The sequence below is a fragment of the Halopiger goleimassiliensis genome, from assembly GCF_000455345.1.
In the GTDB taxonomy this organism is placed as follows: domain Archaea; phylum Halobacteriota; class Halobacteria; order Halobacteriales; family Natrialbaceae; genus Halopiger_A; species Halopiger_A goleimassiliensis.
Window position 1 is genome coordinate 1,178,029 of the sequence record NZ_HG315690.1, and the last position, 26,954, is coordinate 1,204,982.

The 26,954-nt window shown below is 67.3% G+C and carries 34 protein-coding genes and 2 tRNA genes; 11 read left to right on the plus strand and 25 right to left on the minus strand.

Annotated elements, in window-relative coordinates; translation table 11 throughout:
- Positions 1 to 98 precede the first annotated feature (98 nt).
- From TX79_RS05695 to TX79_RS05710, 4 genes are all read left to right on the plus strand, one after another.
- The gene (locus tag TX79_RS05695; RefSeq protein WP_049926299.1) at positions 99 to 1,061 is read left to right on the plus strand and encodes an oxidoreductase; all 963 of its coding nucleotides are present in this window, start codon (positions 99 to 101) and stop codon (positions 1,059 to 1,061) included.
- A 63-nt stretch (positions 1,062 to 1,124) separates the two neighbouring features.
- Positions 1,125 to 1,466 carry a hypothetical protein gene (locus tag TX79_RS05700; protein ID WP_049926301.1) on the plus strand — a complete coding sequence of 114 codons (342 nt, stop codon included), beginning with the start codon at positions 1,125 to 1,127 and terminating at the stop codon, positions 1,464 to 1,466.
- 64 nt (positions 1,467 to 1,530) lie between these two features.
- A tRNA-Leu gene (locus TX79_RS05705) sits at positions 1,531 to 1,614 on the plus strand.
- Between the two features lie 217 nt (positions 1,615 to 1,831).
- A complete protein-coding gene (locus TX79_RS05710; RefSeq protein ID WP_049926303.1) occupies positions 1,832 to 2,074 on the plus strand; it encodes a hypothetical protein in 243 nt (80 codons plus the stop codon).
- A gap of 122 nt (positions 2,075 to 2,196) precedes the next feature.
- Here TX79_RS05710 and TX79_RS05715 read toward each other — a convergent pair whose 3' ends face one another.
- The 4 genes from TX79_RS05715 to TX79_RS05730 form a co-directional block, all read right to left on the minus strand.
- Positions 2,197 to 2,634, minus strand: a complete 438-nt coding sequence (locus tag TX79_RS05715) for a hypothetical protein (protein WP_049926305.1) — start codon at positions 2,632 to 2,634, stop codon at positions 2,197 to 2,199.
- A gap of 129 nt (positions 2,635 to 2,763) precedes the next feature.
- On the minus strand, positions 2,764 to 3,435 hold the full coding sequence (locus TX79_RS05720; RefSeq protein ID WP_049926307.1) for an RNA 2'-phosphotransferase: 672 nt from the start codon (positions 3,433 to 3,435) through the stop codon (positions 2,764 to 2,766).
- Between the two features lie 51 nt (positions 3,436 to 3,486).
- On the minus strand, positions 3,487 to 4,302 hold the full coding sequence (gene nadC / locus TX79_RS05725) for a carboxylating nicotinate-nucleotide diphosphorylase (protein WP_049926309.1): 816 nt from the start codon (positions 4,300 to 4,302) through the stop codon (positions 3,487 to 3,489).
- A gap of 70 nt (positions 4,303 to 4,372) precedes the next feature.
- Entirely contained in the window at positions 4,373 to 4,855 is a 483-nt protein-coding gene (locus TX79_RS05730) for an Lrp/AsnC family transcriptional regulator (protein WP_049926311.1), read from the minus strand.
- A 260-nt stretch (positions 4,856 to 5,115) separates the two neighbouring features.
- Here TX79_RS05730 and TX79_RS05735 point away from each other — a divergent pair, with 260 nt between their 5' ends.
- Complete coding sequence (locus tag TX79_RS05735) at positions 5,116 to 5,388, plus strand: HalOD1 output domain-containing protein (protein WP_049926313.1); 273 nt, start codon at positions 5,116 to 5,118, stop codon at positions 5,386 to 5,388.
- Positions 5,389 to 5,679: 291 nt separating this feature from the next.
- Here TX79_RS05735 and TX79_RS05740 read toward each other — a convergent pair whose 3' ends face one another.
- The 5 genes from TX79_RS05740 to nadA form a co-directional block, all read right to left on the minus strand.
- The gene (locus TX79_RS05740) at positions 5,680 to 5,886 is read right to left on the minus strand and encodes a hypothetical protein (RefSeq protein ID WP_049926314.1); all 207 of its coding nucleotides are present in this window, start codon (positions 5,884 to 5,886) and stop codon (positions 5,680 to 5,682) included.
- Positions 5,887 to 5,913: 27 nt separating this feature from the next.
- The gene (locus TX79_RS19220; RefSeq protein ID WP_154660463.1) at positions 5,914 to 6,078 is read right to left on the minus strand and encodes a hypothetical protein; all 165 of its coding nucleotides are present in this window, start codon (positions 6,076 to 6,078) and stop codon (positions 5,914 to 5,916) included.
- A gap of 2 nt (positions 6,079 to 6,080) precedes the next feature.
- On the minus strand, positions 6,081 to 6,209 hold the full coding sequence (locus TX79_RS19975) for a hypothetical protein (protein WP_268257977.1): 129 nt from the start codon (positions 6,207 to 6,209) through the stop codon (positions 6,081 to 6,083).
- Between the two features lie 91 nt (positions 6,210 to 6,300).
- Complete coding sequence (locus TX79_RS05745; protein ID WP_049926316.1) at positions 6,301 to 7,881, minus strand: L-aspartate oxidase; 1,581 nt, start codon at positions 7,879 to 7,881, stop codon at positions 6,301 to 6,303.
- A 2-nt stretch (positions 7,882 to 7,883) separates the two neighbouring features.
- Positions 7,884 to 9,017, minus strand: a complete 1,134-nt coding sequence (gene nadA / locus TX79_RS05750; protein WP_049926318.1) for a quinolinate synthase NadA — start codon at positions 9,015 to 9,017, stop codon at positions 7,884 to 7,886.
- Positions 9,018 to 9,221: 204 nt separating this feature from the next.
- On the opposite strand from nadA, the gene gfo6 reads away from it, so the two are divergent.
- The gene (gene gfo6, locus TX79_RS05755; RefSeq protein WP_049926320.1) at positions 9,222 to 10,295 is read left to right on the plus strand and encodes a D-xylose 1-dehydrogenase Gfo6; all 1,074 of its coding nucleotides are present in this window, start codon (positions 9,222 to 9,224) and stop codon (positions 10,293 to 10,295) included.
- A gap of 129 nt (positions 10,296 to 10,424) precedes the next feature.
- Here gfo6 and TX79_RS05760 read toward each other — a convergent pair whose 3' ends face one another.
- From TX79_RS05760 to TX79_RS05790, 6 genes are all read right to left on the minus strand, one after another.
- The gene (locus TX79_RS05760; RefSeq protein WP_049926322.1) at positions 10,425 to 10,898 is read right to left on the minus strand and encodes a DUF2267 domain-containing protein; all 474 of its coding nucleotides are present in this window, start codon (positions 10,896 to 10,898) and stop codon (positions 10,425 to 10,427) included.
- Positions 10,899 to 11,017: 119 nt separating this feature from the next.
- Positions 11,018 to 12,004, minus strand: a complete 987-nt coding sequence (locus tag TX79_RS05765; RefSeq protein ID WP_049926324.1) for an LLM class flavin-dependent oxidoreductase — start codon at positions 12,002 to 12,004, stop codon at positions 11,018 to 11,020.
- 52 nt (positions 12,005 to 12,056) lie between these two features.
- Positions 12,057 to 12,803, minus strand: a complete 747-nt coding sequence (locus TX79_RS05770; RefSeq protein WP_049926325.1) for a GIDE domain-containing protein — start codon at positions 12,801 to 12,803, stop codon at positions 12,057 to 12,059.
- Positions 12,804 to 13,141: 338 nt separating this feature from the next.
- Positions 13,142 to 13,480, minus strand: coding sequence for a HalOD1 output domain-containing protein (locus tag TX79_RS05780; RefSeq protein ID WP_049926329.1), 339 nt, complete (start codon positions 13,478 to 13,480; stop codon positions 13,142 to 13,144).
- A 122-nt stretch (positions 13,481 to 13,602) separates the two neighbouring features.
- On the minus strand, positions 13,603 to 14,256 hold the full coding sequence (locus TX79_RS05785) for a helix-turn-helix domain-containing protein (RefSeq protein ID WP_049926331.1): 654 nt from the start codon (positions 14,254 to 14,256) through the stop codon (positions 13,603 to 13,605).
- A gap of 87 nt (positions 14,257 to 14,343) precedes the next feature.
- Positions 14,344 to 15,915, minus strand: coding sequence for an amidohydrolase (locus TX79_RS05790; RefSeq protein ID WP_049926332.1), 1,572 nt, complete (start codon positions 15,913 to 15,915; stop codon positions 14,344 to 14,346).
- A gap of 139 nt (positions 15,916 to 16,054) precedes the next feature.
- On the opposite strand from TX79_RS05790, the gene TX79_RS05795 reads away from it, so the two are divergent.
- Both TX79_RS05795 and TX79_RS05800 read left to right on the plus strand, forming a co-directional pair.
- The gene (locus TX79_RS05795; RefSeq protein WP_049926333.1) at positions 16,055 to 16,477 is read left to right on the plus strand and encodes a hypothetical protein; all 423 of its coding nucleotides are present in this window, start codon (positions 16,055 to 16,057) and stop codon (positions 16,475 to 16,477) included.
- A 64-nt stretch (positions 16,478 to 16,541) separates the two neighbouring features.
- The gene (locus tag TX79_RS05800; protein ID WP_049926334.1) at positions 16,542 to 17,039 is read left to right on the plus strand and encodes a DUF7529 family protein; all 498 of its coding nucleotides are present in this window, start codon (positions 16,542 to 16,544) and stop codon (positions 17,037 to 17,039) included.
- Between the two features lie 359 nt (positions 17,040 to 17,398).
- On the opposite strand, the gene TX79_RS05805 is transcribed toward TX79_RS05800, so the two are convergent.
- Positions 17,399 to 17,470: transfer RNA gene (locus TX79_RS05805), tRNA-His, on the minus strand.
- Between the two features lie 163 nt (positions 17,471 to 17,633).
- Here TX79_RS05805 and TX79_RS05810 point away from each other — a divergent pair.
- Positions 17,634 to 18,089 carry a DUF5814 domain-containing protein gene (locus TX79_RS05810; protein WP_049926336.1) on the plus strand — a complete coding sequence of 152 codons (456 nt, stop codon included), beginning with the start codon at positions 17,634 to 17,636 and terminating at the stop codon, positions 18,087 to 18,089.
- 24 nt (positions 18,090 to 18,113) lie between these two features.
- On the opposite strand, the gene TX79_RS05815 is transcribed toward TX79_RS05810, so the two are convergent.
- Entirely contained in the window at positions 18,114 to 18,527 is a 414-nt protein-coding gene (locus TX79_RS05815; RefSeq protein WP_049926338.1) for a ribbon-helix-helix protein, CopG family, read from the minus strand.
- A 699-nt stretch (positions 18,528 to 19,226) separates the two neighbouring features.
- Between TX79_RS05815 and TX79_RS05820 the strand changes: the two genes are divergently transcribed.
- Complete coding sequence (locus TX79_RS05820) at positions 19,227 to 20,210, plus strand: VOC family protein (protein WP_049928298.1); 984 nt, start codon at positions 19,227 to 19,229, stop codon at positions 20,208 to 20,210.
- A gap of 14 nt (positions 20,211 to 20,224) precedes the next feature.
- Positions 20,225 to 20,875 (plus strand): alpha/beta hydrolase, encoded by a 651-nt coding sequence (locus tag TX79_RS05825; RefSeq protein ID WP_049926339.1) that lies wholly within the window; start codon positions 20,225 to 20,227, stop codon positions 20,873 to 20,875.
- A gap of 76 nt (positions 20,876 to 20,951) precedes the next feature.
- Here TX79_RS05825 and TX79_RS05830 read toward each other — a convergent pair whose 3' ends face one another.
- From TX79_RS05830 to TX79_RS05865, 8 genes are all read right to left on the minus strand, one after another.
- Positions 20,952 to 21,377: a type II toxin-antitoxin system VapC family toxin gene (locus TX79_RS05830; RefSeq protein ID WP_049926340.1), complete on the minus strand. Its 426-nt coding sequence runs from the start codon at positions 21,375 to 21,377 to the stop codon at positions 20,952 to 20,954.
- Positions 21,374 to 21,649: a hypothetical protein gene (locus TX79_RS05835; RefSeq protein ID WP_049926341.1), complete on the minus strand. Its 276-nt coding sequence runs from the start codon at positions 21,647 to 21,649 to the stop codon at positions 21,374 to 21,376. The genes TX79_RS05830 and TX79_RS05835 overlap by 4 nt, the downstream gene beginning before the upstream one ends.
- Before the next feature lie 176 nt (positions 21,650 to 21,825).
- Entirely contained in the window at positions 21,826 to 22,461 is a 636-nt protein-coding gene (locus tag TX79_RS05840) for an RPA family protein (protein ID WP_049926343.1), read from the minus strand.
- A 1-nt stretch (position 22,462) separates the two neighbouring features.
- Positions 22,463 to 23,392, minus strand: a complete 930-nt coding sequence (locus TX79_RS05845) for a replication factor A (RefSeq protein WP_049926344.1) — start codon at positions 23,390 to 23,392, stop codon at positions 22,463 to 22,465.
- Between the two features lie 102 nt (positions 23,393 to 23,494).
- Positions 23,495 to 23,728 carry a hypothetical protein gene (locus TX79_RS05850; RefSeq protein ID WP_049926346.1) on the minus strand — a complete coding sequence of 78 codons (234 nt, stop codon included), beginning with the start codon at positions 23,726 to 23,728 and terminating at the stop codon, positions 23,495 to 23,497.
- 61 nt (positions 23,729 to 23,789) lie between these two features.
- Positions 23,790 to 24,380 (minus strand): MogA/MoaB family molybdenum cofactor biosynthesis protein, encoded by a 591-nt coding sequence (locus tag TX79_RS05855; protein ID WP_049926347.1) that lies wholly within the window; start codon positions 24,378 to 24,380, stop codon positions 23,790 to 23,792.
- A 52-nt stretch (positions 24,381 to 24,432) separates the two neighbouring features.
- The gene (locus tag TX79_RS05860; protein ID WP_049926348.1) at positions 24,433 to 25,743 is read right to left on the minus strand and encodes a CobW family GTP-binding protein; all 1,311 of its coding nucleotides are present in this window, start codon (positions 25,741 to 25,743) and stop codon (positions 24,433 to 24,435) included.
- Positions 25,744 to 26,949: a GTP-binding protein gene (locus TX79_RS05865; protein ID WP_049926350.1), complete on the minus strand. Its 1,206-nt coding sequence runs from the start codon at positions 26,947 to 26,949 to the stop codon at positions 25,744 to 25,746.
- Between the last annotated feature and the right edge of the window lie 5 nt (positions 26,950 to 26,954).

Genomic DNA, 26,954 nt, shown 5'->3' on the forward strand with positions numbered 1-26,954 from the left:
TCACCGAGGCCGCCGGTCCCAGCGCCGTCGGGTCCCGAAGGCGGCGAATGAAACGGGTTATCACAGCGATTTTAGCCGCCTCGTCCCGTACGAACGGTATGGGCTGGACCGCCGACGACGTTCCCGACCAGACCGGTCGGACGGTCGTCGTTACCGGCGCGAACAGCGGCATCGGTCTCGAGACGACCCGCGAACTCGCGCGCAACGGCGCGTCGGTGATCATGGCCGTCCGGAGCGTCGACCGCGGCGAGGACGCCGCCGACGACCTCCGCGAGGACGTTCCCGACGCCGACCTCCGGGTCGAAGCCTGTGACCTCGCTTCCCTCGAGTCCGTCCGCTCGTTCGCTGACCGAATTGCAGACGCTGACCTCGACGTCCTGATCAACAACGCCGGCGTGATGGCGATCCCGCGCTCGGAGACCGAGGACGGCTTCGAGACGCAGTTCGGCGTCAACCACCTCGGCCACTTCACACTGACGGGCCTGTTGCTCGAGTCCCTCCTCGAGCGCTCGGACGACGACCCGCCCGCCCGGATCGTCACCGTCTCGAGCGGCCTCCACGAGCGCGGCGAGATCGACTTCGACGACCTCCACGGCGAGGACGAGTACGATCCCTGGGACGCCTACGCCCAGTCGAAACTGGCGAACGTCCTGTTCGCCTACGAACTCGAGCGACGACTGCTGACGGCCGACGCGAACGCCCAGAGCATGGCCGTCCACCCGGGGTACGCCGACACCAGGTTGCAGTATCGCGGCCCCGAGCAACGCGGCAGCCGACTCCGCGTGGCGCTCAACAGGGTCACGAACGCCGTGCTGGCCCAGTCGGCCGACGCCGGCGCGCTACCGACGCTGTACGCCGCGACCGCGCTCGACGCCGAGGGTGGGGCGTACTACGGCCCCGGCGGGTTCATGAACATGCGCGGCGCGCCCGAGCGGCAGGCTTCCGCGGATCGTTCCTACGACGAGGAGACGGCCCGGCAGCTATGGCGGGTCTCGCGTGAATCGACCGGCGTGAGCTACGACCTTCCGCGACCCGCGGCGGACGTCGATGCGACGATCTGATCCGGACTCGCGGGAATTGACCCGATCGTAACGGGAAAGACGGCGCGGACCGATGCCCCGCCAATGAGCGACGAGGACGGCATCCAGCGCCCGAGCGACGTCGGCCCGGACGACGCCCCGCCGGTCGAGGAGAAACCGTACAAGATCGTCTTCGAGGCGAACAGGTGTTTCGGCGCGGGCAAGTGCGCCGAGGTCAGCGACAACTGGGAGCTCTCGATCACCTCCGGCGTCGCCGCCCCGAAAACGTACTTCTTCGGCGACGACGACCTCGAGCACAACGTCCGCGCCGCCGAGGTCTGTCCGGCGAAGAAAGACGACGGCTGCATCCACGTCGTCGACCGCCGCACGGACGAGGAAATCGCCCCGGACCCCCACGGCGACGGCACGCTGAGCGTCGACTGGTGAGGCCACCGGGTCCGGAATATCGAAACGCACATCCCGGCCGGGGAACAACGACCGACTGCTTCCTGCGAGGGTAGCCAAGCAGGCCAACGGCGGTGGGCTTAAGACCCGCTCCCGTAGGGGTCCTTGGGTTCAAATCCCAACCCTCGCATGTCGCCGCGAACAATTCGTGAGCGGCGACTGTGTTCTTGGGATTTGAACGGGAGCAGTCACAGCGCGAACGGAGTGAGCGACCGTCTTCTCGGGAGTTGAATCCACTCGACGAACAGACGGAGGAAACGAATGCGTAGCGCCGTCGGTCGCAGCAGGCGGTCGCAGGTGCAAGCGTTTCGGGACCGAGGCGTCGAGCGACACGTAGCTGATCTACCGTGGGAGGCACCGATGCCGAGGGATCGCGGCTCGCCGACAACCGGATGGCCGCAGCCATCGTCGTCGCCTCGCTGGTCGGCATCGTCGCGCTCGCGGCGCTGTACTGGAGCGGCTTCCTCACAGTCCTCCGGCCGCCGGGCGGTCCGGCCGCTGACGCCGTCCCGCTGTACGTTCTGCTGGGCGTTGTCGGCGTGGGACTCGTCCTCTGGGGGTGGAAACGCGTACTCTCGATGCTCGAGTAGTGAGCAGGCGGCCGCGCCCGGAACGGGCCGCCGAACGTCCCGTTCGACTCGTCGGTGATCGGCGGGTCGTCGACCTGTACCGTCCTCGCACCGACCCGGTCGATTCCGTCGTCGCCACCGGTTCAACGGGGAACCCGCGCGTTCGGGAGCGCGAATCCGGCGACGAGATAGACGGCGACGGCCACGGCAAGCGCCGCCGGCAGCCCGACGACGATCTCGAGTTCGGCAAAGCCCGTGGCGAGCAACACCAGTCCCGCAGCGGAGAGAGCAAACCCCGCCGCAAGCCGGTGGAACGCCCGCAGCGGTGCGCCGTCGCCAGCCGACGCCAACTCCTCGAAGGAGCCGTCTCCGTCGGCGTGTACGAACAGGGGGAGGAAACAGAAGACGCCGATCCCGACCAGAAGTCCCGCGATCCCGCCGATCGCGACGTCGTCCAGCGCCAGGTGTCCGACCGCGGCGAAGACGACGACGTCCATCACGGCTGCCGCTGCGCCGAGTCGCGTCGGCGTTATCGGACTCTCCTCGAACGAATCCGTCTCGTGCTCTCGCGTCGATCCCATACGAGACCTGTAATCACGTTCGACTTTATATCTAGCCACATACTCCGGCAGAAAATGACTCCCGACGCTACGGACGACAGCTGCCATCATCGAGACGCGACGAGACTCGAGCCGTCGCCGGTTCCCACCTCATCGATCGGTCCCGCTCGAGGGGACCGCGAGGTACGTCGGGGGAACCGCCGCGGTCGTGTACGTCTCCCGGCCGCGTTTCGCGATCCGGTGCCCGTCCGCGAGCATCGCCGCGGCGTCGACGACGAGCACGATGGGGTCGGCCGCGTGACGCGATCCCACCTCGACGGCCGCCTCGCGCGTCCCCGAGAGGTGGACGTGCTGGCGGGCCATCGGCTGCAGCCCCGCCTCGCGGATCGACGGCAGGTTCTCGGGGGCCGTCCCGTGGTACAGTTCGTCCGGAACCGGCCCGTCGGTCGGCTCGAGGTCGACGTCCACGGAGTGCCCGTACGCGGCGCGAACGCGGCCACCCTCACCGTCCCCGCCGCCGGTCCGCTCGAACCGTCCCTTCGGGTCCGTCGCGATCACTGCGGCGAGGTGGCGCGGTTCGGCCCAGTCGTACTTCCGCCTGGCCGCGTCGACGAGAGCCTCGTAGTCGGTCCAGCCGCGGTCGTCCACCTCGAGGCCGACGTCGTCGGGGAAGTGACGCAGCGCGCCGCTGACGAACTTCGAGAGTCGTCGACGCCGGTCTCGCGACAGGAACCTCGCGCCGCGAGCGTCACAGACTGGACAGCGTCCGTCGTCGGCCGCGAACGGGCCGTGATCCGCGCAGGTTCGAATCGGCTCGGTCACGGTCGGACGTGGGCGCTCGAGGGGAAAAGGTCGCTCGGTGCCAGCGGTCCGTCAGTCGCCGGTGCGAAACGACAGGTCCAGCGTCGGCGCGGAGTGGGTCAGCGAGCCCATCGAGATGACGTCGACGCCCGTCGCGGCGTAGTCGGCGACGGTCTCGAGCGTGATACCGCCGCTGGCCTCCGCGAGCACTCCTTCGTAGTCGGCGAGCGCTTCGACAGCCTGCCGCGTCTCTGCGGGGCTCATGTTGTCCAGCAGGACGACGTCAGCGCCGGCCTCGGCCGCTCGCGGCGCGTCGTCCACGGACTCGACCTCGACGTCAAGTTTCGTCGCGAACGACGTCCGCTCCCGGAACTGTTCGACGGCACCCTCGAGCCCCATCTCGGCGATATGGTTGTCCTTGACCATGACCATGTGCGAGAGGTCCAGGCGGTGGGTGTCGCCGCCGCCGGCGACGACCGCGCGTTTCTCGAGGCCGCGCAGTCCGGGCGTCGTCTTCCGGGTCGCGGCGATACGGACGGCCTCGCTCTCGGTTCGTGCGCGCTCGACGGCCGCGTTCGTTCGCGTCGCGATGCCCGACGCGTGTCCGGCGAGGTTGACCGCGACGCGCTCGCCGCGGAGCACCTCCCGGGCGGGACCATAGACGCGGAGCAGTTCGTCGCCGGGCTCGACGGCTGTACCCTCCGCGAGCCGATCGCGGACGGCGACGTCGAGGTAGTCGAAGACGGCCGTCGCGGCCTCGAGGCCGGCGACCACGCCCGACTCCTTCGCGACGAGGCGGCCGCTCGTCTCGCCCGGCACCTGGTTGGTGACGTCGTGGTGGCCGACGTCCTCGCGGAGCCAGCGTTCGACCTGTGCGTCGGTGATCATGTACGCGAGGTGTTGGCGCGACGCGAATAAACGACCGGTTTTCGCCCGTTCGCCTCAGCGCAACGGACCGTCACTCGAGTTCGTCGACCGACTTCAGCACCTCCACGTAGTCGAGCGGGCTCGTGTGTTCGGCCCGGATGAGGTTCTCGTCGTTGATCTCGAGGTTCAGGTCGTCGAGCCGTTCGGCGATGGTGGTGATGTCCTCGTCCTGTGCGCCGACCGCCTTGATGTGGAGGTTCTCCTGTCCCGTCATCAGCTCGGTCACCTCGAGCACCTGGGGGAACGCCATCGCCTCGGCCGCGACGTCCGAGCGAGCGCTGATCCGGGTCGTGCAACTGAAGTGAAAGTAGAGGCGGAGACCGGTCCGATCGTGATCGACGGACGTCGTGTAGCCGGTGATGACGCCGGCTTCCTCCAGCCGCGCCATCCGATTGTGGACGGTGTTGTCGGAGACGCCAATCGCCTCCGCGAGTTCGATCGCCTTGTACCGGGCGTTCTCCTGGAGCAAATTGAGCAGTTGCCTGTCGACGTCGTCGAGCTGGTACGTCGTCACGGGTCGGTTTCACGGCCGATCCCCTTCCGTCTATCGATACTCCACGATTATTGCTACAGGGCTTCGAAAAATCCTCGAGATAGGTCGCGTGGTGTAATTGTCGAATCCCACCCGAAGTCACGTTTACGCGAGAAGGGGGATAGATGGAGATATCTACTCGGATTCGACTTTTGGTTCGATCCTCCACGGACATCGAACGTCTTCGAGGATTCTCGAATATCTGACCGAGGGTTTTTACGTATCGGTGGCGTCGTCCTGCTGTGAACAACGCACTACAGACGACGATTCCGGAGACCGAACTGTCCGACCCCGATAGCGTCGTCGAGGCGATCGTCGGTACCGTCGCCGACGCGGAGGGGAAGTCGCCGCTGGAAATCCAGCCGCTGGCCACAGTGACCGATCCGGACGCCCTGTGTGCACTCGTTCGACACGGAAACTGCGAGACGACCATCGAATTCTCCTACTGTGGCTATCGAGTACGCGTGGTAAGCGGCGACCGGACCGTCCACGTCGAACTCTCGACCGACGACTAATCGAGCATGCCACCCGCCGCTACGGGCAGTTTCCGGCCGGGGACCACTCGACGTCACGCCCGACGAGACGACACGGTCGGTCATCGGGGGAGAAACCGTCGAGTCGCTCGAGCGATCAGCAGCGCGACGACGCTCGCGTTCCGCAGTTCGTAGAGCGGTCGAGCCGATCGATCCGACGTCACCGCAACAGCAATCCGACGACGACGACGCTGAGCACCAGATTGAGCCGGACTGGTCGAGCAATCCGCGCGGCCACCAGCGCGGCCAGACCGGACGCTCGAGCCCCGACGTTCAGGAGGAACACGACGCCGAAAATCGGACGAAGTATCCCATCGCCAGCGAGACGTCCGGACTCACGTCGGCCTCGAGAGTCGCGTTCGTGAACGCACACGTCGCGAGTAGCATCGCGTACAGCGCGCTGTATCCCACCGCTTCGTTGTACTCGACGATCCGCCGCGATTCCGCGTCCGATTCGTGATCGTGAGTTTCTGTCGCCATATCTACGCGATAGACGGAGTCGGCGTCTCAACCGGGCAAGAAGAGCCAGCTAATCAGGAAGCCGAGCGTGAGCATCACGACGCCTCCCACCTGCGCGCCGAACCGCTCGCCCGGGCCGACCTCAGACGACGTGATGAGGTTCACGTCACGAGCGCCCTGCAGTCGTGGGTTCAGCAGCGTCGTCATGCCCATCGCTATCGTGAGGTCCCGATGATCATCCCGAACGTGTTTCCCCGCTCGAAGTAGCCGGCGTATTCGAGTGCGGCGAAGCCGACCGACGAGAGCACCATCACGACGTGGATCAGCCGACTGGTCGAGACCATGTGTTACTCGAGACAGTCCACCCAGTGACAGTGAAAGTATCGATCCGTCGGACGTCCGCGTCGATCGAAGCTCCCGACGAACGGCGGCCGATTACTGCCCGGCCGTGCCCGCTGGATTGGCTTCGGGGACGTAGTGACAGCCCGTCGATTCCGTGTTCTCGCTCGCTGCTCGAGCGATCAACAGCGCGACGACGCTCGCGTTCCGCAGTTCGTAGAGCGCTCGAGCCGTCCGGGTGCGGGTGTACGCGTCGACCTCGCCCTTGAGCCGCCGGAAGACGGCACTGGCGCGGGCGATCTCGTCGGGGTCCCGCTCGAGGCCGAGGTACTCGTCCATCGTCCGCTGCAGACGGGTGAACTTCTCCGCGGCGAAGCGCTCGGGGAGTTCGGGGTCGCTGTCGCGGAGTTCGGGCGCTTCGACGACCGCGGGCTCGAAGCCGGTTGCATCGCTGCCCGCTCGCAGCCCCCAGACCAGCCCCTCGAGCAGGCTCGTGCTCGCGAGTCGGTTCGCGCCGTGGACGCCGGTGCGGGCGCACTCGCCGACGGCGTAGAGCCGGTCGAGCGACGTCCGGCCACGGTCGTCGACCGCGATGCCGCCACAGAGGAAGTGCTCGCAGGGTGCGACGGGAATCTCGTCGCCCTCGATACCCCGATCGCGGCACTTCTCGGCGACGTTCGGGAACGCCGCTTCGAACTCGCCCTCGAGTGTACTCACGTCCAACACGACCTCGCCCGTTTCCTCTCGCTCCGTCTCGACCGCGCGGGCGACGACGTCCCGCGGCGCGAGTTCGGCGTCGGGATGGTAGTCGCCCATGAAGCGCTCCCCGTCGCCGTTGCGGAGCACTGCCCCCTCGCCGCGAAGGGCTTCCGAGAGCAGGAACGTTTCGTCCTGCTCTGGGTCTTCGTCGCTTCGCTTCGAGATGCGTCCCGCCTCGCTGCCCGCGTACGCCGTCGGGTGGAACTGCACGTACTCGAGGTCTTCGACGTCGGCCCCGGCGAGGGCGGCCATGGCGATGCCGTCGCCGGTCGCGTCGTCGGGGTTGGTCGAACGGCCGTAGAGGGCACCGATGCCGCCGGTCGCGAGGATCGTCGCGCCGGCGTAGATCGGGTGGCCCTCGGGCGCTTCGTCACTGACTACCCCGTGAACGCGTCCTTCGGCGGTGATCAACGCGAGCGCGGCGGTGTCCTGGCGGACCTCGATGCGCTCGTGGTCGTCGACGTAGTTCAGGAACGGCCGCAGGATGTGGGTACCCGTCGCGGCGTCGACGTGCAGAATACGCCGTTCGGAGTGGGCCGCCTCGCGCGTATAATCGAACTCGCCGTCCTCGGTCTCGTCGAAGTCGATCTCGAGAGTGTCGACCAGCACGTCCTCGACGGCGTCGTCGGCGTTTTCGACGAGCGTGTCGACCGCGTCGGGGTCGGCAGTACCGTCGCTCGCCTCGAGGATGTCTTCCTTGAGCGACTCGGGGTTGCCGCGAGTGGTCGAGATGCCGCCCTGCGCCCAGTCGGTGCTTGCGTCGTCGGGTTTGCTCGCCTTGGTCAGCAGGAGGACGTCGCTCCCCTCCCGGGCGGCCGAGAGCGCGGCCGCACAGCCCGCGATACCGCTGCCGACGACGAGGACGTCGGTCGTCTCGCCGTCGGTCGTCGTCGCCTCGCTGGTGTCGGTCCCGGCCATGGTTAGATCTCGAGCATGCGGTCGAGCGCCACTTCCGCGAGTTCCTTCTCCTCGGGGGCGACCTCGATCACGTTGCGTTCGCGACCCTCGACGAGTTCCTCGAGGACCCACGCGAGGTAGTTGGGGTCGATCTGGCGCATCGCGTTGCAGTCCATGCAGGCCTCGCCACACAGCGGTAGCACCTCGACCTCGGGGTGCCAGCGCTGGAGGTGATTGGTGAGGTGGATCTCGGTGCCGATCGCCCATTTCTCGCCGGGATCGGCGTTCGCGACGGTCTCGCAGATGGTGCTGGTCGAACCGACGACGTCGGCCGCCTCGACGACCTCGCGGCGACACTCGGGGTGGACGACGACGTTCGCGTCCGGATGCTCGTCGCGAATCTCCTCGATGTGGTCCTCGCGGAACCGCTCGTGGACCTGGCAGTAGCCGTCCCAGAGGACGATGTCGCTCTCGGCGACCTCCTCGGCGTCTTTCCCCTCGGGGTCCCACGGGTCCCACTCGGCGATATCGTCCTCCATGCCGAGTCGGTAGGCCGTGTTCTCCCCGAGGTGCTTGTCCGGCAGGAACAGCACCTTGTCGCCCTTCTCGAAGGCGTACTCGAACGCCTCGTGCGCGTTCGAAGACGTGCAGACGAGCCCGCCCTGACTCGCACAGAACGCCTTCAGGTCCGCGTAGGAGTTCATGTACGTGATCGGGATGATCTCCGAGTCAGGCGCGGCCGCCGTGATCTCGGCCCACGCCGCGTCGACCTGCAGCGCCTCGGCCATCCCGGCCATCGGACACGAGGCCTCCATCGACGGGAGGATCACCGTCTGGTCGTCGTCGGTGATGATGTCCGCGCTCTCGGCCATGAACGTGACGCCGCCGAAGATCACGTACTCGGCGTCGGCCTCGGCGGCCTCCTTCGACAACTGGTAGGAGTCGCCGACGAAGTCGGCGTGCTCGACGATCTCCCGGCGCTGGTAGTTGTGCCCGAGAATCACGGCGTCGTCCCCGAGTTCCTCGAGCGCCGCCTCGATGCGTTCGGTGCGTTCGGCCTCGTCTAACTCGCGGTATTGGGGCGGGAGCTGTTCGAGATTGTCGTATTTGAACAGACTCAAATCGGTATCCAGCTCCGCGGTTTCCATTTTGACCATTCTACGTCACCTGTGGTTACTCTCACCTCACACCCCGCTATTGAATAATTTTTTCCTTCGGTACTGGAGACCGGGGAGATACCACCCCGTGATACGACGGCCGAAAACGAATCGTCGGTTGTTCAGGCGAACGAACGTGTTCACGCCGTCGACAGTCAGCCCGTCGTGAACTGGGACCTTTGGCGTGCGGTCCCTAGTGTGGTTATGGCACTCGAGGACGCCTTCGCCGGATTCAGGCGGCGGGACTGGGAGCGGACGACCCCGGATGGAACGGTACGGGTGGCCGTCGTCGGCGTCGGCGGCTTCGCGCGCAATCGTGCGTTGCCGGCCATCGCCGCCGGCGACTACTGCGAGACGACCGCGCTGGTGACGGGGTCACCCGACCGGGCGCGGGCGCTGGCCAGCGAGTTCGACGTGAATCACGTGGTCGACTACGAGGGCTTTCTCGCGGGCAATCACGTCGCCGTCTACGACGCCGTCTACGTCGCGACGCCCAACGCGACCCACGCCGAGTACGCGATCGCGGCGGCCGACCACGGCAAACACGTCCTCTGCGAGAAACCGCTTACCACCTCGGTCGAGCGCGCTCGCGACGTCGTCGACGCCTGCGATCGGGCGGACGTCACCCTCATGACGGCGTATCGCTTGCAGACCGAGTCGACGGTCCGGCGGACCCGGGACCTCGTCCGCGACGGCGTCGTCGGCGACGTCGTCCAGATCCACGGGAGCTTCTCCCACCCGATCCTCGAGCACGCCGGCCCCGATACCTGGCGGCTCGATCCCGAGATGGCCGGCGGCGGCGCGCTCGTGGACCTCGGCATCTATCCGCTGAACACGACCCGTTACCTGCTCGAGTGCGATCCCGACGGCGTCTACGCGACGACCCACTCGAGCGGCGAGCCGTTCGAGCAGGTGGACGAACACGTCGCCTTCCAGCTGGCGTTCCCAAGCGGCGCGACGGCCTCCTGTACGGCGAGTTTCGACGCCCACGCGAGCAGCCGACTCGAGTTGATCGGGAGCGACGGCCGGATCGCGATCAGTTCGCCGTTCGGCGGCGTCGTCCCACAGGAGATGGTCGTCGAGAGCGGCGACCTGCGCATGGAGTACACCGGCCCCCCGGTCGACGAGGTCCGCGAGGAGTTCGACTACTTCGGCTACTGCGTGCTGACCGACACCGACCCCGAACCGGACGGGGCCGACGGGGTCGCGGACCTGCGGGCGATCGAGGCCGCCTACGAGTCCGCCGAGTCGGGACGGCGGATCGAGGTCGAGTGCTGATCGACCGCTCCCGAGCCCTGCGCGCGGGTACCGGGTACCGCGTCGTCACCCTTCGAAAACGGAGGGGCGCGTAAACGAACCGCCATCGAGGTGTGGCGAAAACGACGGTATCCAAACGTCAGCGCCGCCTCAATCCTGTCGTTGCTGTTCCCACGGCTTCGTCTCCGCGTCGACGAGTTCGAACATCTCCCCGAACTCCTCCGGGAGCTGCTCCTCGACGTTGGCCATCTGGCCGCCGGGGACCGTCTCGCTCAACAGCGCCGTCACCGCCTTGATCCGGAAGACGGTGTCGGCCTCGTCGACGCCGGAGGGTTTCCCGTAGCCGGTCTCGAGGTCGAGGTCCTCGTAGTTAAGCCGGTCGTGGACTCGCCCGACGAACTCGTCGAAGTCGAACTGCTGGCCGTGATCGGCCTCGAGCAGGTAGCGATCGACCTCCATCGGGAGCGGGCTGGCGATGTCGGTCGCGCCGCCCTCGTCGACGCGCTCGCCGATCGTCTCGAGCACCGCACGGGTCGTCCGCACGGCTTCGGCCTGCCGGCCGGCTTCGATGCGATGCTGTACTTCGCCGATGAAATCCGTGTAGTTCGTCTTGTCGTCGGACATGGGGAATCAGAGGACGGCTCCTCGGTCCCCACTGTCGGGCGGTCGCTCCAAAAACGTCATACCGGGATTGGCAAGGCCTCGAGGCGGTTCTCGAGGGGCTCGCGTACACGCTCGGACGGTCACGCGGGGGCCAGCGCCTCGATCGTCGTCTCCCAGACCGACTCGTCGGCCGGATCGGGAACCACGACGATCGGGTGATCGATGCCCGTCTCGGCGACCAGCGTCTCGAGTCGATCGCGGGCGTTCTCCGGCGTCGCCGCGACCCCCAGGTCCTCGACCATCGCCTCGGTTACCGCCTCCGTTGCACCGCGTTTGTCGCCGCCCCGCCAGGCGTCGGCCACGCGCTGGGCGGCTTCGGGGTAGGCCATCGCGACCGCGTTCCGGTACCCCTCGCCACTACCGACGTAGTAGGCGACGTGCCGGCGTACCAGCTCGCGAGCCTCGTCGGGATCCTCGCTGACGGCCGCGGGGACGTACGGTGCGATCGTGATATCGTCGGGTTCCCGCTCGCGTTTGCGGGCCGCAGCCGCGACCTCCTCGAAGGCGTCCTCAAGCCGCGAGAAGGGGATGTTGTGCGGGATCCAGCCGTCACAGAGCCGGCCGACCACGCGGCGGTTGGCGGGGCCGAGTCCGGCGTGATAGATCGGGACGGGCGACTCGAGCGCCGGGAAATCCGCGGCCGAGAGCAGTTCCCCGTCGTAGTCGACCGGCTCGCCTGAGTCGGTCGTCTCCCCGGTGAACGCCCGAACGAGTTCGATCGTCTCGTGGGCGCGACGGACCGGCCGGTCGAACGACAGCCCGTGCAGGTCCTCGACGGCCTTCGGCGTGCTCGTGCCCAGGCCGAGCGTGAACCGGCCGCTCGAGGCGCGCTGGAGCGACGCCGCCGTCATCGCGAGGACGGCCGGCGACCGCGAGTAGACGTTCAGGATGGCGCTGCCGAGGGCGAGGTCGTCGGTCCGGGTCGCCATCTCGGCCAGCTGCACGACGCTGCTCTCGCCCCAGAGTTCGCCGACCCACACCGCGTCGTAGCCCAGGTTCTCGGCCCGTACGGCCGTCGTCGCGGGGTCGGCGTCGCTCCCTGCTGCCGTCATGAGTCCGACGTCCATAGCCGTGGCGTGGACGGCCAGCGACAAAAACCGGCGGGGCGACCGGCGACGACTACAGGACCGAGACGACCCCGAACGCGAGCAGCGCCAGCCCGAACCCGAACCAGACGAGCCCCCGGCGGGCCAGCAGCCTGGCGGCACCGTCCTGACACGTATCCGCGACGACGAAGACCGGCGACTCGGGGCCGTCCTCGACGACGGCGCTGATATCGCGCATCGTCTCCCGAGCCTCGACGTCGTAGGTCGTCTGGCCGAGGACGTACACCTCCCCGCCCGGATCCAGCCGCCGTTCGTAGTAGCGCCGGTCGTTGCCCGTCGCGATCTCGACCACGGCGAGGTCGAGCGACCGGTTCTCCGACTCGAGGTCGGATTCCGTCTCGAGGAACCGCCGAACCGGTTCCGGCTCGGGTTCACCGCCGTCGACGTCGATCCGTTCGTCGGTCGTCAGCGCGAAGTCCGCACCCGCCGGCTCGACCCGGACGCTCGCCGTCTCGTCCTCGAGGCGAAACGGGACGGCCGCGCTCCCGGAGTCGACGGTGTTCCACGAGGAGTTCTTGCCGCTGGACTGGTGCTCTTCGACTTCGTACTCGTAAGCGAGACACGGCGTTCCGGTCAGCGGAGCCTCGACCGTCCCCGCGAGTTCGGTCGCGGTTCCCTCGAGTTCGACGGGGCCGTCGACCCGTTCGACCGACACGACGTCGTCGGTCTCCCCGCGGTAGACGTGGTACGCAGGCCGGAGGTTCCACGCGCCGTAGGCGAGACAGGCGATCCCGCCGACTGCGAGCAGCGCGCCGATCATCGACGGTACTGCTCAACGTGTTCACATAACCGTACCGGTTCCGTCGATGCCACAGCGCGGAAAAGCGACTCCGTTACCCCCAGAGGCGAATGGCGACACCGAGTGCGACCGCCAGGAGTCCGCCCCCGACGCGGCCGACCCACTGCGTCGCGAGCCGTCTGGCGGTTCCGTCCTGGCAGGTGTCGGAGACGACGAACTCCGGCGTCTCCGGCCCGTCCGCGACGACGGCGCTGACGGCGTGTCTCGCCTGGCGTGCGTCGATATCGATCCGAACGGGACGTGATCGGATCGCCGCTCCACACCGTTCGGCCGGACAGCGTGCCGGCGATATCCGACCCTTACTCGAGTTCGCGTGTGACGCTGCCGGCAGCGGTCTCACAGTCACACTCGTACACCCGAACGCAGCCCTCGCCCGAGACGACGATCAGCCACTCGGCGACGGGGATCTCGACGGCTACCGGTGCCAGGCCCTCGTCTTTGGCGTTCGCGTGAGCGAAGAACCGGTCGAGCGCTTCGACGTCGATCGACTCGTACAGCGGAGCGAACTCGACCGAGGGGCGGCCCGAGACGGCCTCGAGCGCACGGACGATCGTTCGCGACGGCTGGGCGGGTGCGGCGGGATCGAAGAAGTTCTCGTGGATCGGCGACCCATCGTGCTCGAGGACGGCGACGTTCATTACTCTCAGTAGGGCTACCAGCCGGTTGAATCGGCGGACGGCATATTCCTCGTTTTATAACTCCCGAGAGACGTGGCGTCGGTCCAGCCGAGAACGGGTTCGTTCGACCGCACTCGCTCGGCTCACCGGACGAGGGTGTTCTCGACAAGCCGGCCGAGCCCGCGACGGAGACGACCGCTGACCGCCGAAGAGGAGACGCCGAGATCGTCCGCGAGGTCCTCGACCGACGCACCTCGGGGATTCTCGAAGTAGCCGTGCTCGTAGGCGGTGACGAGCGTCCGCGCCTGGACGGGCGTCAGGCCGTACTCCTCGCCGGCGGACTCCTCGTCCGCGTGAAAGAGTCGGTCGACGGTGAACGAGACGTCGAGGTCGGTACAGAGCCGTCGAAACTCGCGCAGGGCCTCGCGTTCGGGGATCTCGAGCGTCGCGATCCAGCCGCCACGGCCGCTCTCGGCCCGGAGGACGCGGATGCCGAGGTCGGCGGCTTTGGGCAGGACCAGTCGCTCTGACGAGGTGAGTCGCATCCGATACACCCGGAACTCGTCGCCGTCGACGATGACGACCGGGTCCGAGACCGTCGGATCGGTCGCGACGGCGCGATCGAACCGATCGAAGTCGCCGCCGTGAGCCTGGAAGAAGAGGTAGTACTCCCCTGGAGCGGCGATCGTCTGATACTCGAGTTCGGTCGTCACCTCCGGGACCGCCTCGATCGTCGGGGTGAGCACCAGTTCGGGATGGACGAGCGTGATCTCGGCGATAACCCTCGGGCCGGCCATACGCGCGGCTTCACCGTCGACGGCTATGAATCCCACACCTGTGTGGCGGCTCCCGTTCCGAACCCGGCGATTCGCCGGTGAGAGGTGCTATTCGCCACGACCGTCGAAGACCACCGTCCCGTCGACGACGGTCATCGCCACGTCGATGTCGTCGATCCGATCCGGTCGTTCCCAGGGGGAGTCCTCGAGTACGACCAGATCTGCACACGTCCCGGGCTCGAGCGTCCCCAGGCGGTCCTCGTCGAAGCCCGCGTAGGCGGCACCGCGGGTGTAGGCCTCGATCGCCTCGGTGACGGTGAGCCGCTGGGCCTCGGTCGGCGCGTTCACGGCGTAGTGGATTCCCAACAGCGGATCCAGCGGCATGCAGTCGGAGCCGAACGCCAGCGGGACGTCGGCCTCGAGGACGTCTCGGAAGCGGTTCGAGTTGCGTCGGCGTTCGTCGCCGAGTCGCCGATCGTAGAGACCACCCTCGTCGGCCCAGCGGTGGAAGTTCGGCTGCATCGAGGCGACGATCCCCGCCTCGGCCATCCGCTCGAGGTGGTCGTCGGTCGCCAGTTCTACGTGTTCGATCCGGTGGCGCGAACCGGCGGGATCCGGGGTCGACTCGAGCGTCGCGAGCGTCTCCTCGATGGCCTCGTCGCCGATGGCGTGGACACAGACCTGGAACTCCTCCGCGGTCGCTCGCTCGACCAGCGACGCGAGGTCGTCGGGGTCGACGACCCACTGGCCGCGCTCGTCCTCGGGTCCGTCGTCCGCGTCCTGTGCCTCGGCGTCGGCGTAGGGCTCCGAGAGCTTCGCCGTCCGGCTTCCGAGACTGCCGTCGGAGAAGGACTTGATCGCTCCCGTCCGGACGAAGCCGTCGCCGTCGTTCGTTCCGAGTCCGACCTCCGTCAGCGCCTCGAGGTGGTCGCTCCAGTAGTCGATCCGAACCCGGAGCGGGAGGTCGCCGTCGGCGGCCAGGTCGCGGTAGACCCGCGGCGCGACGGAGTCTCTGACCTTGTCGTGGACGCAGGTGACCCCGAGTTCGACCGCGCGGGTCGTCGCCGCCTCGAGGACCTCCCGCATCTCGTCGCGATCGGCCGTGATCGTCCGCCGGACGGCCTCCGCGGCGTCCTCGACGGCGATTCCCGTCGGCTCACCGCCCTCGTACAGCAGGTCCTCCTCGGGTAATTCGTCGCGCAGACGCTCGAGGGCGACGGAGTTCAACGAGATCGTGTGCAGATCGACCCGCAGGGCAGCGACCGGTCGGTTCTCGCTGACCCCGTCGAGTTCGTCCCGCGTGAGTCGCTCGGCGTCGGCCCCCCACTCGCTCTCGTCGTACCCGAAGCCGAGCACCCATTCGCGGTCGGGGTCGCGCTCGGCCTGGTCGGCGAGCAGTTCCAGACACGCCTCGCGGCTCTCGGCGCTCGAGAGGTCCGCGTGGACCAGGTGCTGGCCGAGTTGCTCCATGTGCGTGTGGGCGTCGATGAAGCCCGGCAGGACGACCCGTCCCTCGCAGTCGATCGTCTCGGTCTCGACGCCCTCGAGGAACGCCACCTCGTAGCGCTTGCCGACGCGAACGATCTCGCCGTCCCGGATGGCGATCGCCTCGTAGACCGCGTCGTCCGAGAGGGCGTGGACCGCCGCGTTCGTCAGGACGATATCCGCAGCCTCGGTCATACTCGAGGTGGGTCGCGCGACCGGCAAAACCGTTGGGTTCGCGGCGGCCCGCGTTCGCCGGGGCCGTCACGGCACCTCGAGTCGGACCCTCCCCGGTACCATCGAAGGGTTGATAGGTAGTCGACGTGCCCAGTCCGGTATGCCGTCCCGGGAGAACCTGGTGATCCTCGCGTCGTTGCTCCTCCTGTTTCTGTTCGTGCTCCTCGGCATGCCGCTTCTCGATCGCGCGGTCGGCGTCGATCTGAACCGGTATCCGCTCCCTGCGTTCGTGCTCGTCGCCGGTCTCGCCGTCGTCGTCCCGCAACTGTCCCTCGCGCGGACCGACGACGCGGTCACCCGACGAACCCGGATTCGGTTCGCCGTCATCGCCACGGGCGTCTTCGCCGTGACGTTCGCCGGCGATACGCAACTCGAGGACGGCCTCGGCTGGCACCTGCTGTCCGATCTCGAGGCGCTCCAGAGCGTCCTCGTACTCGCGATCGGTGCCGGCGCGTTCCTCGGTCTCGTCGCGTACGAGTTCGCCGTCGGTTACCGGTCCGGAGCCGAGGATCCCCAGCGGTAACGTTTTCGGCCTCGCCGTTGTCGGCCTCGCACATGATCGCCCGTCACCGACCGGAGGGGTACCGATGACCGACGACGGGGTGTCGACGCGCGAGTGGGACGATCTGCTCGCCGACGCCACCGCCATCGCCGACAGCTACCGGGAAGAGGGCTGGGACGTCGTCGTTCCCGCCCCCGAGTCCGTCTCGCCGCTCGCGGACGACGACCGACGCGGCTTCGAGGTGCTCGTCGACGACGAGACGTACGACCTGCTCGCGTCGCTCGTCGACGGCGACGTCTCGATCGACGACGCCGAGGTCTACTACCGCCCCGCCGACGGCGGCGACCGCCGGTTCGCCCTCGCCGTCGAACGCGACACCGACACCGAGACGGCGGTCTGTCTCCCGCTCACCTACTCGATGGCCGCGGCCAGGCCAGTGCTCGAGGCGGCGCTGCTCGAGGAGGAACTGCCGGTCTACGTCGGCGCGGCGGCCGACGGGTCAGAGGAGCGGCTCACCTTCTCGCACGACGATCCGTCGCTCTTTCTCGAGGAATCCGACGTACGCGGCTGGGAGACGGAGTGAGGCAGCCCCTCGAGCGGAGACTGGAGGTCGAGAGACCAACCAATCGAGACCGTTCGGGTGCGAGAATCGAACCACGCCGAGACGTGCTCACTCGCGGCGAGGCCGCTCGTTGCGCGCGACTCGTCTGGTTCGATTCTCAGACGATTTCTGTGGCTCACGAAGTTGTTCGCCACAGAAGGTCCGGGTGCGAGAATCGAACCGAAGGAAGACGGTCGCCTCGTGGTTCGAGAGACCTTCGGTCTCTCGTCATCACGAAAGGCGCTCTGCGCCTTTCGAACGACTTCGCTCGGCGCTGCGGCTTCCAGGGTTCGATTTCGCCTTCCGGCTTTTCCACTCCTCCCGATGGTCGTCGTGAAAAAGTCCGGGTGCGAGAATCGAACCCGCGTCTCAGCCTCCACAAGGCTGAAGGATAACCACTACCCCAACCCGGACACGCTTGCACGCCATAGTAGGCCCGGTGGACCTGAAATACGTTACGACTCGAGGGGCGGGTGCCACACCCTGGCGCGGATTCCGCTCGCCAGCGAGCCCACCGCCCGACTCGAGTCGGGACCGGGACGCTTTTCGACGCCGATCCCGAACGACCACTAACGCGTGGCCATCACCGACAAGATCTACCTCAAGAACCACCGGCAGATCAGCTCCCAGCTGGAGACGAACGTCCCGAAGGGCGTCTTCAAGGGGGCGACGCTCGATATCCTCTTCCAGGGCGAGGGACTCGAGAAGCTGGACGACGCCACTCGCGATCGGGTGCTCGACTTCAGCGAGGACTTCCTCGATTGCGACTGCGAGGACAACCCCTACTGCGGCTGTCCGGAACGGAAGTTCGTCCGCTACCTGCTCGAGTTACGCGCCCAGGGCCTCGGCCCCGACGCCATCGTCGACGTGATGGGCGACGACTACATGGTCTACGCCTACCCCGGCGATATCCTCTCGTTTCTCGACGACGCCGTGCGGACGCTCGAGGCCGCCGAAGGGCTGGCTCGCGTCGACGGGGCCGACGAGCAACACGAGGCGATCCGGGACGCGAAGCAAGAGCTAGCGAAATAAGCGAGACGCCCCGCCGACGGGGATTCAGCGGAGCTGGTAGGACTCCTCGTCCTCGTCCAGGTCGTCCAGCAGGAGGACCTCGTTCTCTTCGTCCTCGAGGCGGTCCTGAAGCTCCGTCACGTAGGATTTGTACTCGTCGAGTTGCTCCCGGAGGTGGTCGGCCTCGAGTTCCAGCCGCTCGTGCTCGCGGATGAAGCTCTTGGGCACCTCGACGGTCGGCGGAAACGAGAGGTCCTCCTCGCCCTCGCCGGTCGCGCCGTTGCGATCGAGTTCCTCCTCGGGGACGACCGCCACCTGGCCGTCGTGTTCGACCAGTTGGTCGACGTAGTCCCGGAAGACGGCCGACAGCGAGATGTCCCGCTCGGCGGCGATGTCCTGGAGCGCCTCGAAGGCGTCCTCGTTGACCCGGAACGAGATCGTCTTGTTCTTGTTGCCCATTCGTCGCTGTAGTTACCCATCGCGCTACTTAAGGGTTCGTCAGACGAGAGACTTCGAGCGCGATAGTGGTCGGCGTCCCAAAAGCGTGAGCGAATACCGCGACGTTCCGATCCGCATCGGCTGGCCGGTTTCCCGATCGCGAATTGCTAGGCAGGACGGACCGGCCAACGCGGCCTCGGACGAAAACTCACGTTCAGTACAGGGCGTGTGGTTACCGGTTTGAACCTGCCCAACCGCCTGCGGTGGCGCGCGCTGTCGAGCGGCCGACCGAAAGGGAGACCGCTCGATTAAACCGCGCGAGGGATGAGCGACCGAAGGGAGCGTTAGCGCGGAACCTCCGGTTCCGCGAACCATGCGAACGGGCAGAGCGCGGCGCTACGCGCCGCGATGTCGGGGCAGCGCAGCCGCCCCGCCGCGCCCGTGAGCAGAAATCGGCTGGGGAGAGCGAGGTGCGGACGAACGTGAGCACCTCGGAACAGCGAACGGCGAACGGAGTGAGCCGTGAGCGGCGTGGCAACGCCCCGTGTCCACGATAGCAGAGCGCTTTGTTCCACCAAAATCCGCTACAAACCCGGCGATCAATACGCAGGGCGAGTGATCGTCCGCTTCATCCAGGGCAGATTGCTGGAGTTTCTCGAAACCGCCCACGACCCCGAACGGACCCCACAGGCTATCCGAGTCCACCCCGTACGCCCGGCCATGCTCACCGATACGCCCGGGTTGCACCATGTGACCGGGATCGTCGGCGACGCCCAGTCGGCGATCGACTGCTACGGCGGCGTACTCGGGTTGCACCTCGCGACGGCGACGGTGAACTTCGAAGACGTCCTCCAGCACCACCTCTACTTCGGCGACGCCAGGGGGACGCCCGGCACCGTCGTCACGGTCTTTCCCGATCCCCACGCCGAACCGGGCCGCGTCGGCGCGCCACAGCCGACCGCGACGGCGTTCGTCGTCCCCGAGGGCTCGCTCGAGTACTGGCACGAGCGCCTCGAGGCCCGCGACGTCGCGGTCGAGGGACCTCGAGACCGGTTCGGCGAGCGCGTCCTCGCGTTCGAGGACCCGAGCGGGACCGGCCTCGAACTCGTTGCGGGGCCGACCCCACCCGAAGACGCGATCGAACCGTGGGCCGACGGGCCGGTCCCCCTCGAGCACGCGATCCGCGGCCTCCACGGCGTCACCCTCCTCTCGGTCACTCCCTACGCGACCGCGAGCGCGCTCGAGACGCTCGGCTTCGAGTACGAACGCGAATCCGGCGACCGAATCCGCTACCGGGCACCGGGCGACCGCGCGACGGTCGTCGACCTGCTCGACCACGACGCGGACTACGGCCGGGAAGGGCCGGGAACGATCCACCACGTCGCCGTCCGCGCCGAGAGCGAGGAAGAACTCGCGGAGTGGCGCGAGCTCTTCGCCGACCGCGGCTACGACGTCTCGCGAGTCAAGGATCGGCACTTCTTTCACTCGCTGTACGTTCGCGAACCGGGCGGGATCCTCTTCGAGCTGGCGACCGAGCCCGACGACGGCGTCGCCGTTCGCCATTCCGACGCCACGGACGTCTCGCTGTTTCTCCCCGACTGGTTCGAACCGGACCGGGACCTGATCGAGAGTCAGCTGCCGGCGCTGCGATCCCCCGGAGGAGCCGAAACCGGTGCCCGGTCGGAAACGGAGGGATCGCCGTGAGCGACGGGCGACGGATGCGCGACGTCTCCGGTCCCCACGCCAACCAGCCGCTCGTCACGGCCGGCGCACCCGCGCTCGCGGCCGACGTCGCCCTCGTCGCCTGCCACGGCCGCGGTGCGACCGCCCAGGGGATCGTCAACCTGCTCGAGCCGGTCTATCGCCACGGACTCGCGGTGCTCGCACCCCAGGCCCGACGGAGCAACTGGATTCCCCGACCGCCGACCGCCCCACGCGAGGCGAACGAGCCCGCCCTGTCCTCGAGCGTCGAGTGCGTCGGGGTCGCGCTCGAGGCCGCCCGACAGATCGGGATTCCGCCCGAACGAACCGTCCTCGGCGGGTTCTCTCAGGGAGCCTGCGTCGTCGCCGAGTTCCTCCGCCGCCGGCCGCGACGCTACGGCGGCACCTTCCTCCTCTCGGGCCACCTCCCGGGTTCGGGTGACGACGATCGTTCGCTCGAGGGCTCGCTCGCGGGAACGCCAGTGCTCGTCGGCTACGGGGCCGACGACGCGCGAATCGATCACGAGTGCGTCACCGAGACGGCGCGGGTGCTCGAGCGAGCGGACGCAGATGTCGACGAACGGCGTTACGCAGGCGTCGGCCACGAAGTTACCGACGACGAGTTCGACGCGATTCGCGGGCTGATCGACGACATCGCTCGACGCTGACGCTGAGAGAGAACCGAACACGGCGTCGATCGGCCCGACGTGACTCAGACCGGAGACGTGACGTATTCGTCACCAGTTAGGCAGGGTCGATTCGAGTGACGAGTCCGTCGAAGTCGTCGTCGAAGCTCATGACGTAGTCGAGGTCGTGCCGTCGATAGAGTGCGACGGTCGTCGCATCAGTGAAACTCAGCGCCTGGTCGTCGTACTGTTCGAATACGTCGACGGCGTCGGTGAATACAGCAGCGGAAACGTGGAGAATTTCGTACGTGGACGGATACGGATCAATGCCACGCAACTTCTCACCGAGTTGCTTCGCTGGCGCGAACGACCCGCTTCGCTTGAGCGTGAGCGTGACGGCTTCGTCGTAGACGTAGTCGCTCACGTAGGGCTGTCCGAACTCCCCATCGTAGACGCGATCGAGCGCCTCGGCCGCGTCGTCGTGTCTGGACGCGTCGAGATCCTGGTCGGCGTAGAGGACGCCCGTATCGATCAGTATCGTCATCCGTACAGCACGTCGTCGATATCGCTCTCGTCGGTGTCGAGGCCGGAACGGAACCGACCCTCACGCATCGCTTCTTTCTCGTCCTCGGAGAGCGGAACCGTCGACTCCCGGAACGAATCGATGATTTCGTCACGCGATTCGTAGGCGCCGTCGATCAGCCGTGTGAGAAGCTCCTGTTGGGTGACGTTGCGTCCCGTCCGAAGCCGTATCTCCGCCTGTAACTCCTCGAGACGCGATTTCGCGTCCTCGTCGACTTTTACGGCCGTCGCCATACGCCTCGGTAGCATCCGAAACCGGGTAAACATTGCTACCGGCTTCTCGAGCGCCAGACCCGTTGCGAGTAGACGCTGTGCTCGTGGGGCAATCGTGCCAAAATCGGGGCGACGGTGAGTTCGAGTGGTGTGTCAGCGTTTGCGTGCCGTGACTGCTACACGGCGTGCCGACGCGACTACGCCGTCGGTTCGGTCGCTTCGGACTCCTCGAGGCGCTCGAGGGCCTGGATGACGTCGCGGCGGTAGTTCTCGACGGGCGAGTCGTACCGGTCGCGGGCCATCTCGGCGTACTCGTTGGTGGGTGCCGTGGAGCCGCTTTCGGGAGCCTCCTGCTCGGCTTCCCACTCTTCGTAGGACTCGATGCGGTCGAGGGTTCGTTCGGCGGTCTCGACGACCCAGCGGTCCCGAGTCGCGGCGTCGACGACCGAGATGGACTCGGGTCGGACGGAGACGTTGACCGTCCCGTCTTCGGGTTCGTAGGTCCGGGGTTTGCCGACGACCGCGACGTACGCCGGCGGTTCGGCGTCCCGCAGCACCGAGGCGGCCTCGGGCTGGTACTGGCCGGCGTAGACGAAGAACGTCCCCGTCGGATCGACGACGCGGCCGCGCCAGTACTCGTTGTCCTCGCCGACGTCCTCGGTCTCGGTGAGGGTGCCGACGATGAACACGCGGTTCGCGCGGTCGCCCGTCGGGAGGAGGGCGTAGTTTGGCGCGCGCTCGTCGTCGCTTTCCTTGAACGTGTACGTCGAGTCGTTGAATTCGGAGGCGAAGACGCGACGTGCGACTTCGCGGGTGAGTTCTGCCTGGCTCATGTCACATCGACCTCGCTTTGATCAGCAGGTCCTCTGCATCGGCCGGCCCGTCCAGTTCCTCGACCTCGTCGGCCAGCACGTAGCGGCCGAACGTCGGCCCCTCGATGCGATAGTAGGTGCCGAGGATCTCCGCACCGATCTCGTCGGCGACGACGGTCGTATCGAGCGCGTCCATCGCCATGTCCTTGGCCTCCTCGAGGCTGATCCCCGTGAGTTCCTCGGTGGCGTCCTTGTCGAAGATGACCTCGTGGGCGTCGATGCCGTCGTCGACGACGGCCTTGATGCGGAGGTCGAACTCGCCTTCGACCTCGCCGTGTTCCGAACACCGGCCGTTCTGGAGGACGCGGGTGCAGTCCTCCGTCGGACAGCGCTTGATGAGGCCGCTGCCGCTTTGCATGTCGATCAGCGCGCCCTCGATCTCGCTGGTGTCGTCGCCGACCTCGATCTCCTCGTCGAGTTCCTCGATGACGGTCGTCGAGTTGAGTTTGACCGAGTACCGGCCCTGGTACTCGTCGGTGACGACGTTACGGAGGTCGTAGACGCCGCCCTCCTCGAGGCTCGGCAGGTCGGATTTGGCCCACTTGGTGAACTTGATCGTTCCCGTCGGGTCGCCGAGCAGGCCGACCTGGGCCACCGAATCGCTGCGGGGTTCCCAGAGTTCGATCACTTTGGCGGTGAGGTCGATCCACTGCTCGGGTTCGTCGACGTCCTCGATGCGAACCTCCTCGCTGCCGCCGCGGGAGATGTCCTCGCGCTCGAGACCGGCCTCGTCCAGGTAGTGGTTGGTGACGCTTCGCCTGGCTTCGTCGATCGGTACCTTGTACTCGTCGACGAGCGTCCGGAAGCGCTCCTCGACGTCCTCGAGATCGATCTCGAGGTGGTCCGAAAACTGCTCGTGTACGTCTTCCGCGTGCTGTCGTACGTCGCTCATTGTCTCACGCCTCCTCTTTGCTTTCGACGGGAGGCATACCCTCCTTCGCTCGCGATAGTATTTAAACTGCCGCCACCGGAGCGAAAGTGAAGCTACCGTTCCTCAGACGCCGACGACGATGACGTAGGCGACCATCGCGACCATGAAGAACGCCACCAGCGCGACGAAGAGGTAGGCCATGATCGGCGCTGGGGGGTCGTCGTCCTCGAGGGAGCCGTGTTCGGCCGCGCGACGACGGTCGATCCGCCCGAGTTCGTCGGCGTGTTCGGAGCCTACGTGTGAGAGGTAGGCGTCCTCGTCGGCGAACGATGCGTCGCAGTAGTCGCAGTCGGGCATTGGTCGACCTCTCGACGGCAGCCACTCAGTTGTGACGGCCCATACGGTACGCTGTACCGGATCACTCGCCGCCGTCGCCGAACGCAGACAGCGACTGGTCGGTTACCTCCGCGCGGTGGCTGGTCGCCAGCCCCGCGAGGTGGGGCGCTTCGGGAACGATCAACTGTTCGCAGGCAGTTCGGCAGGCGTTCGTGCTCCCCGGCAGGCAGAAGACCGGCGTGTCGACGGCGATACCGGCGGTCGCGCGCGAGGCCATCGCCCGGGTGCCGACCTCCTCCCACGAGAGCGCGCGGAAGAGTTCGCCGAAGCCGGGCAGTTCGCGCTCGAACAGCGACGACGTCGCCTCCGGCGAGACGTCGTCCGCGGTGACCCCCGTCCCGCCGGTCGTGAGCACGACGTCGACGTCGCGGCGCGCGACGAGTCCCCGGACGGCCGTCCGGATCGAGGAGTAGTCGTCCCGGACCAGCAGTCGCTCGCGGACCTCGTGGCCCTCGCGTTCGAAACACTCCTGGATGGTGTCCCCGCCCGGATCGTCCGGGTCGTCCTCGCCAGCCCGCGAACTCGAGACCGTTACGATGCCGACGTACAGCGGGTCGATGACGTCGTGGCCGTGGTGGTCGGTACCCCGTCGCTCGTCTCGGTCGAGTGCCATGTAGGTGGACCCACGGCCGGGGGTGACAAGAGCGTGTGGGAGACGGGTGCGGTCACTCCGGGGTGTCGTCGCTCGAGACCACGACCCGTTCGTTCGTTCCGGTCGGCGCGCGGTTCTCGAACGTCGACGGGTCTGCCTCGAGTTCGTCGTCGGTGAGCAGGCAGTCGTCGAAGCGGTCGACCAGCGCATCGACGTCGAGATCGCGGCCGATCAGCGCGAGACGCGTCTCGCGGTCGCCCCACTCCTCGTGCCACTCGAGGTCGGAACGTCCCTGTCGGTAGGTCTCCCGACGCTGCTCGGAGAGGCTGGCGATCCAGCGGCCGGTCACCTCGAGGCTCGTCTCCGTTCCGGCGTGGCTCATCGTGATCGCCTGGCGCTCGCGACCGGCGATCCAGCACAGCCCCTTCGCGCGAACGAGTTCCGAGGGAAGGTCCTCGAGTAACCCGAAGAACCGCTCGGGATGGAGGGGTCGACGACGGTGGTAGCTCTCGACGGTGATCCCGTACTGCTCGGGTGGATGGGCGTGGTCGTGCTCTCGAGCCTCGTCGTGGCCGTGTTCGGTATCGCCGTGGCTGTGTTCGGAATCGCCGTGTTCGGAATCGCCGTTGTCGTGCTCGTGCGAGTCTGCGTGGTCGTGGCCGGTGTCGTCCTCGAGCACCTGTTTCCAGCCCGCGGCGTCCGTCGCGGCCTCGAGGTCGAACCGCTGCGGTTCCAGCAACGCGTCGGGATCGACTGCGCCGTACTCCGTCGGCAGCACCTCGGCGCGGGGCTGGAGCGTCTCGAGTAAGGCGACGACGCGCTCGCGTTCCTCGTCGGAGACGAGGTCACACTTGTTGACGACCAGCAGGTCGCAGAACTCGACCTGCTCGAGGACGAGGTCGGCGAGCGGTCGGGTATCGGTTTCGTCGGGACCCTCGCGGGTCGGACGGACGTCCGTATCGGCGTCGTCGTCGGCGAACCGGTCGTGAAACCGACGGGCGTCGACGACTGTGACGACCGCCTCGAGGTCGTAGACGCCCGCCGCGGGGCCGCGGACGAACTGGCGGGCGATCGGCTCCGGTTCGCCGATGCCCGAGGCCTCGATCACGAGGTGGTCGAACGCGCGCTCGCGCTGGAGGCGGACGACCGACCGGGCGAGTTCGCCCCCGAGGCTACAGCAGATACAGCCGTTCTCGAGGGCGACGACCTCCTCGCCCGTCTCGAGGGTCGTGCGCGCTTCGACGAGATCGGCGTCCACATTTACGGCACCGACGTCGTTGACGACGACCGCGATATCCCGATCCGTGGACTCGAGCAGGCCCGACAGCAGGGTGGTCTTGCCCGCGCCGAGTTCGCCGGCGAGGAGGGTGACCGGAGTCTGCATTTACCGACTCGAGAGGGCGAGTTCACGTCGGTCTTCCGGTTCGAACGGGTCGGGGAACGCGTCCCAGTCGTCGGCCATCTCCGCGTCGGTGAGCAGGCAGTCGTCGAGGCGGTCGATCAAGGCGTCCTCGTCGAACTCGCGGGCGATGAACACCAGCCGGGTCATCCGGTCGCCCCACTCTTCGTCCCAGTCCTCCTTCAGTCCGGGTCGGGCCGCGAAGTACTGCTCGCGCTCGGCCTCCGGCAACGTGGCGAGCCACTGCCCCGCAGGGCCCGCACGGACGGAGGTACCGGCCTTGTCCACCCCCATCGCGACGTCCTCGCGGCCGGCGCTCCAGAAGAACCCCTTCGCGCGGACGATCTCGTCTGGGAGATCGGAAAGCACCCCGGCGATTCGCTCGGGGTGGAACGGCCGCCGGCGCTGGTAGACGAACGAAGTGACGCCGTGTTCGGCCTGCGGATCGTGGTCGTGTTCGTGTTGGAGTTCGTGCTTCCAGCCCGCCGACTGCTGGGCCCGCTGGAAGTCGAACCGGCCCGTCCCGAGGATCTCGGTCGGATCGACGTCGCCGAACTCCGTCCGGATCAGTTCGGCGCGCGGTTGCAGGCGCTCGAGGACGGTCTCGATCTCCTCGAGCGCGTCGTCGGGAACGAGGTCGCACTTGTTCACCAGCAGGACGTCGCAGAACTCGATCTGCTCGAGCAACACCGCCTCGGGGACGCGACCGGCGTCGTCCTCGGGATGGTCGTCGACCAGCGCAGCGCCGGAGTCGAACGACTCCCAGACGCTGTGTGCGTTGACAACGGTCACCATCGTATCGAGTTCGTACGTATCAGTGGGATCGAAGTCGGCGTCCTCGAAGCCCATCGCGAACGTCTGGGCGACGGGAATCGGTTCCGAGATTCCCGACGATTCGACCAGCAGATAGTCGAACTCGCGTCGCTCGGCGAGACGACCCACTTCCTCGAGCATGTCGCCGCGCAGTCGACAGCAGATACAGCCGTTGGACAACTCGACGATCTCCTCGTCCCCCGCGAGGTCGGACTGCTGGGCGACGTGTTCGGCGTCGACGTTCACCTCGCCCATGTCGTTGACGACGACGGCGACCTCGAGGCCGTGGTCGGCCGTCAGCACGTGGTTGAGGACGGTCGTCTTGCCCGCACCGAGCGGGCCACTGAGGACGGTGACGGGAATGCGGTCGTCGGACATGTCGT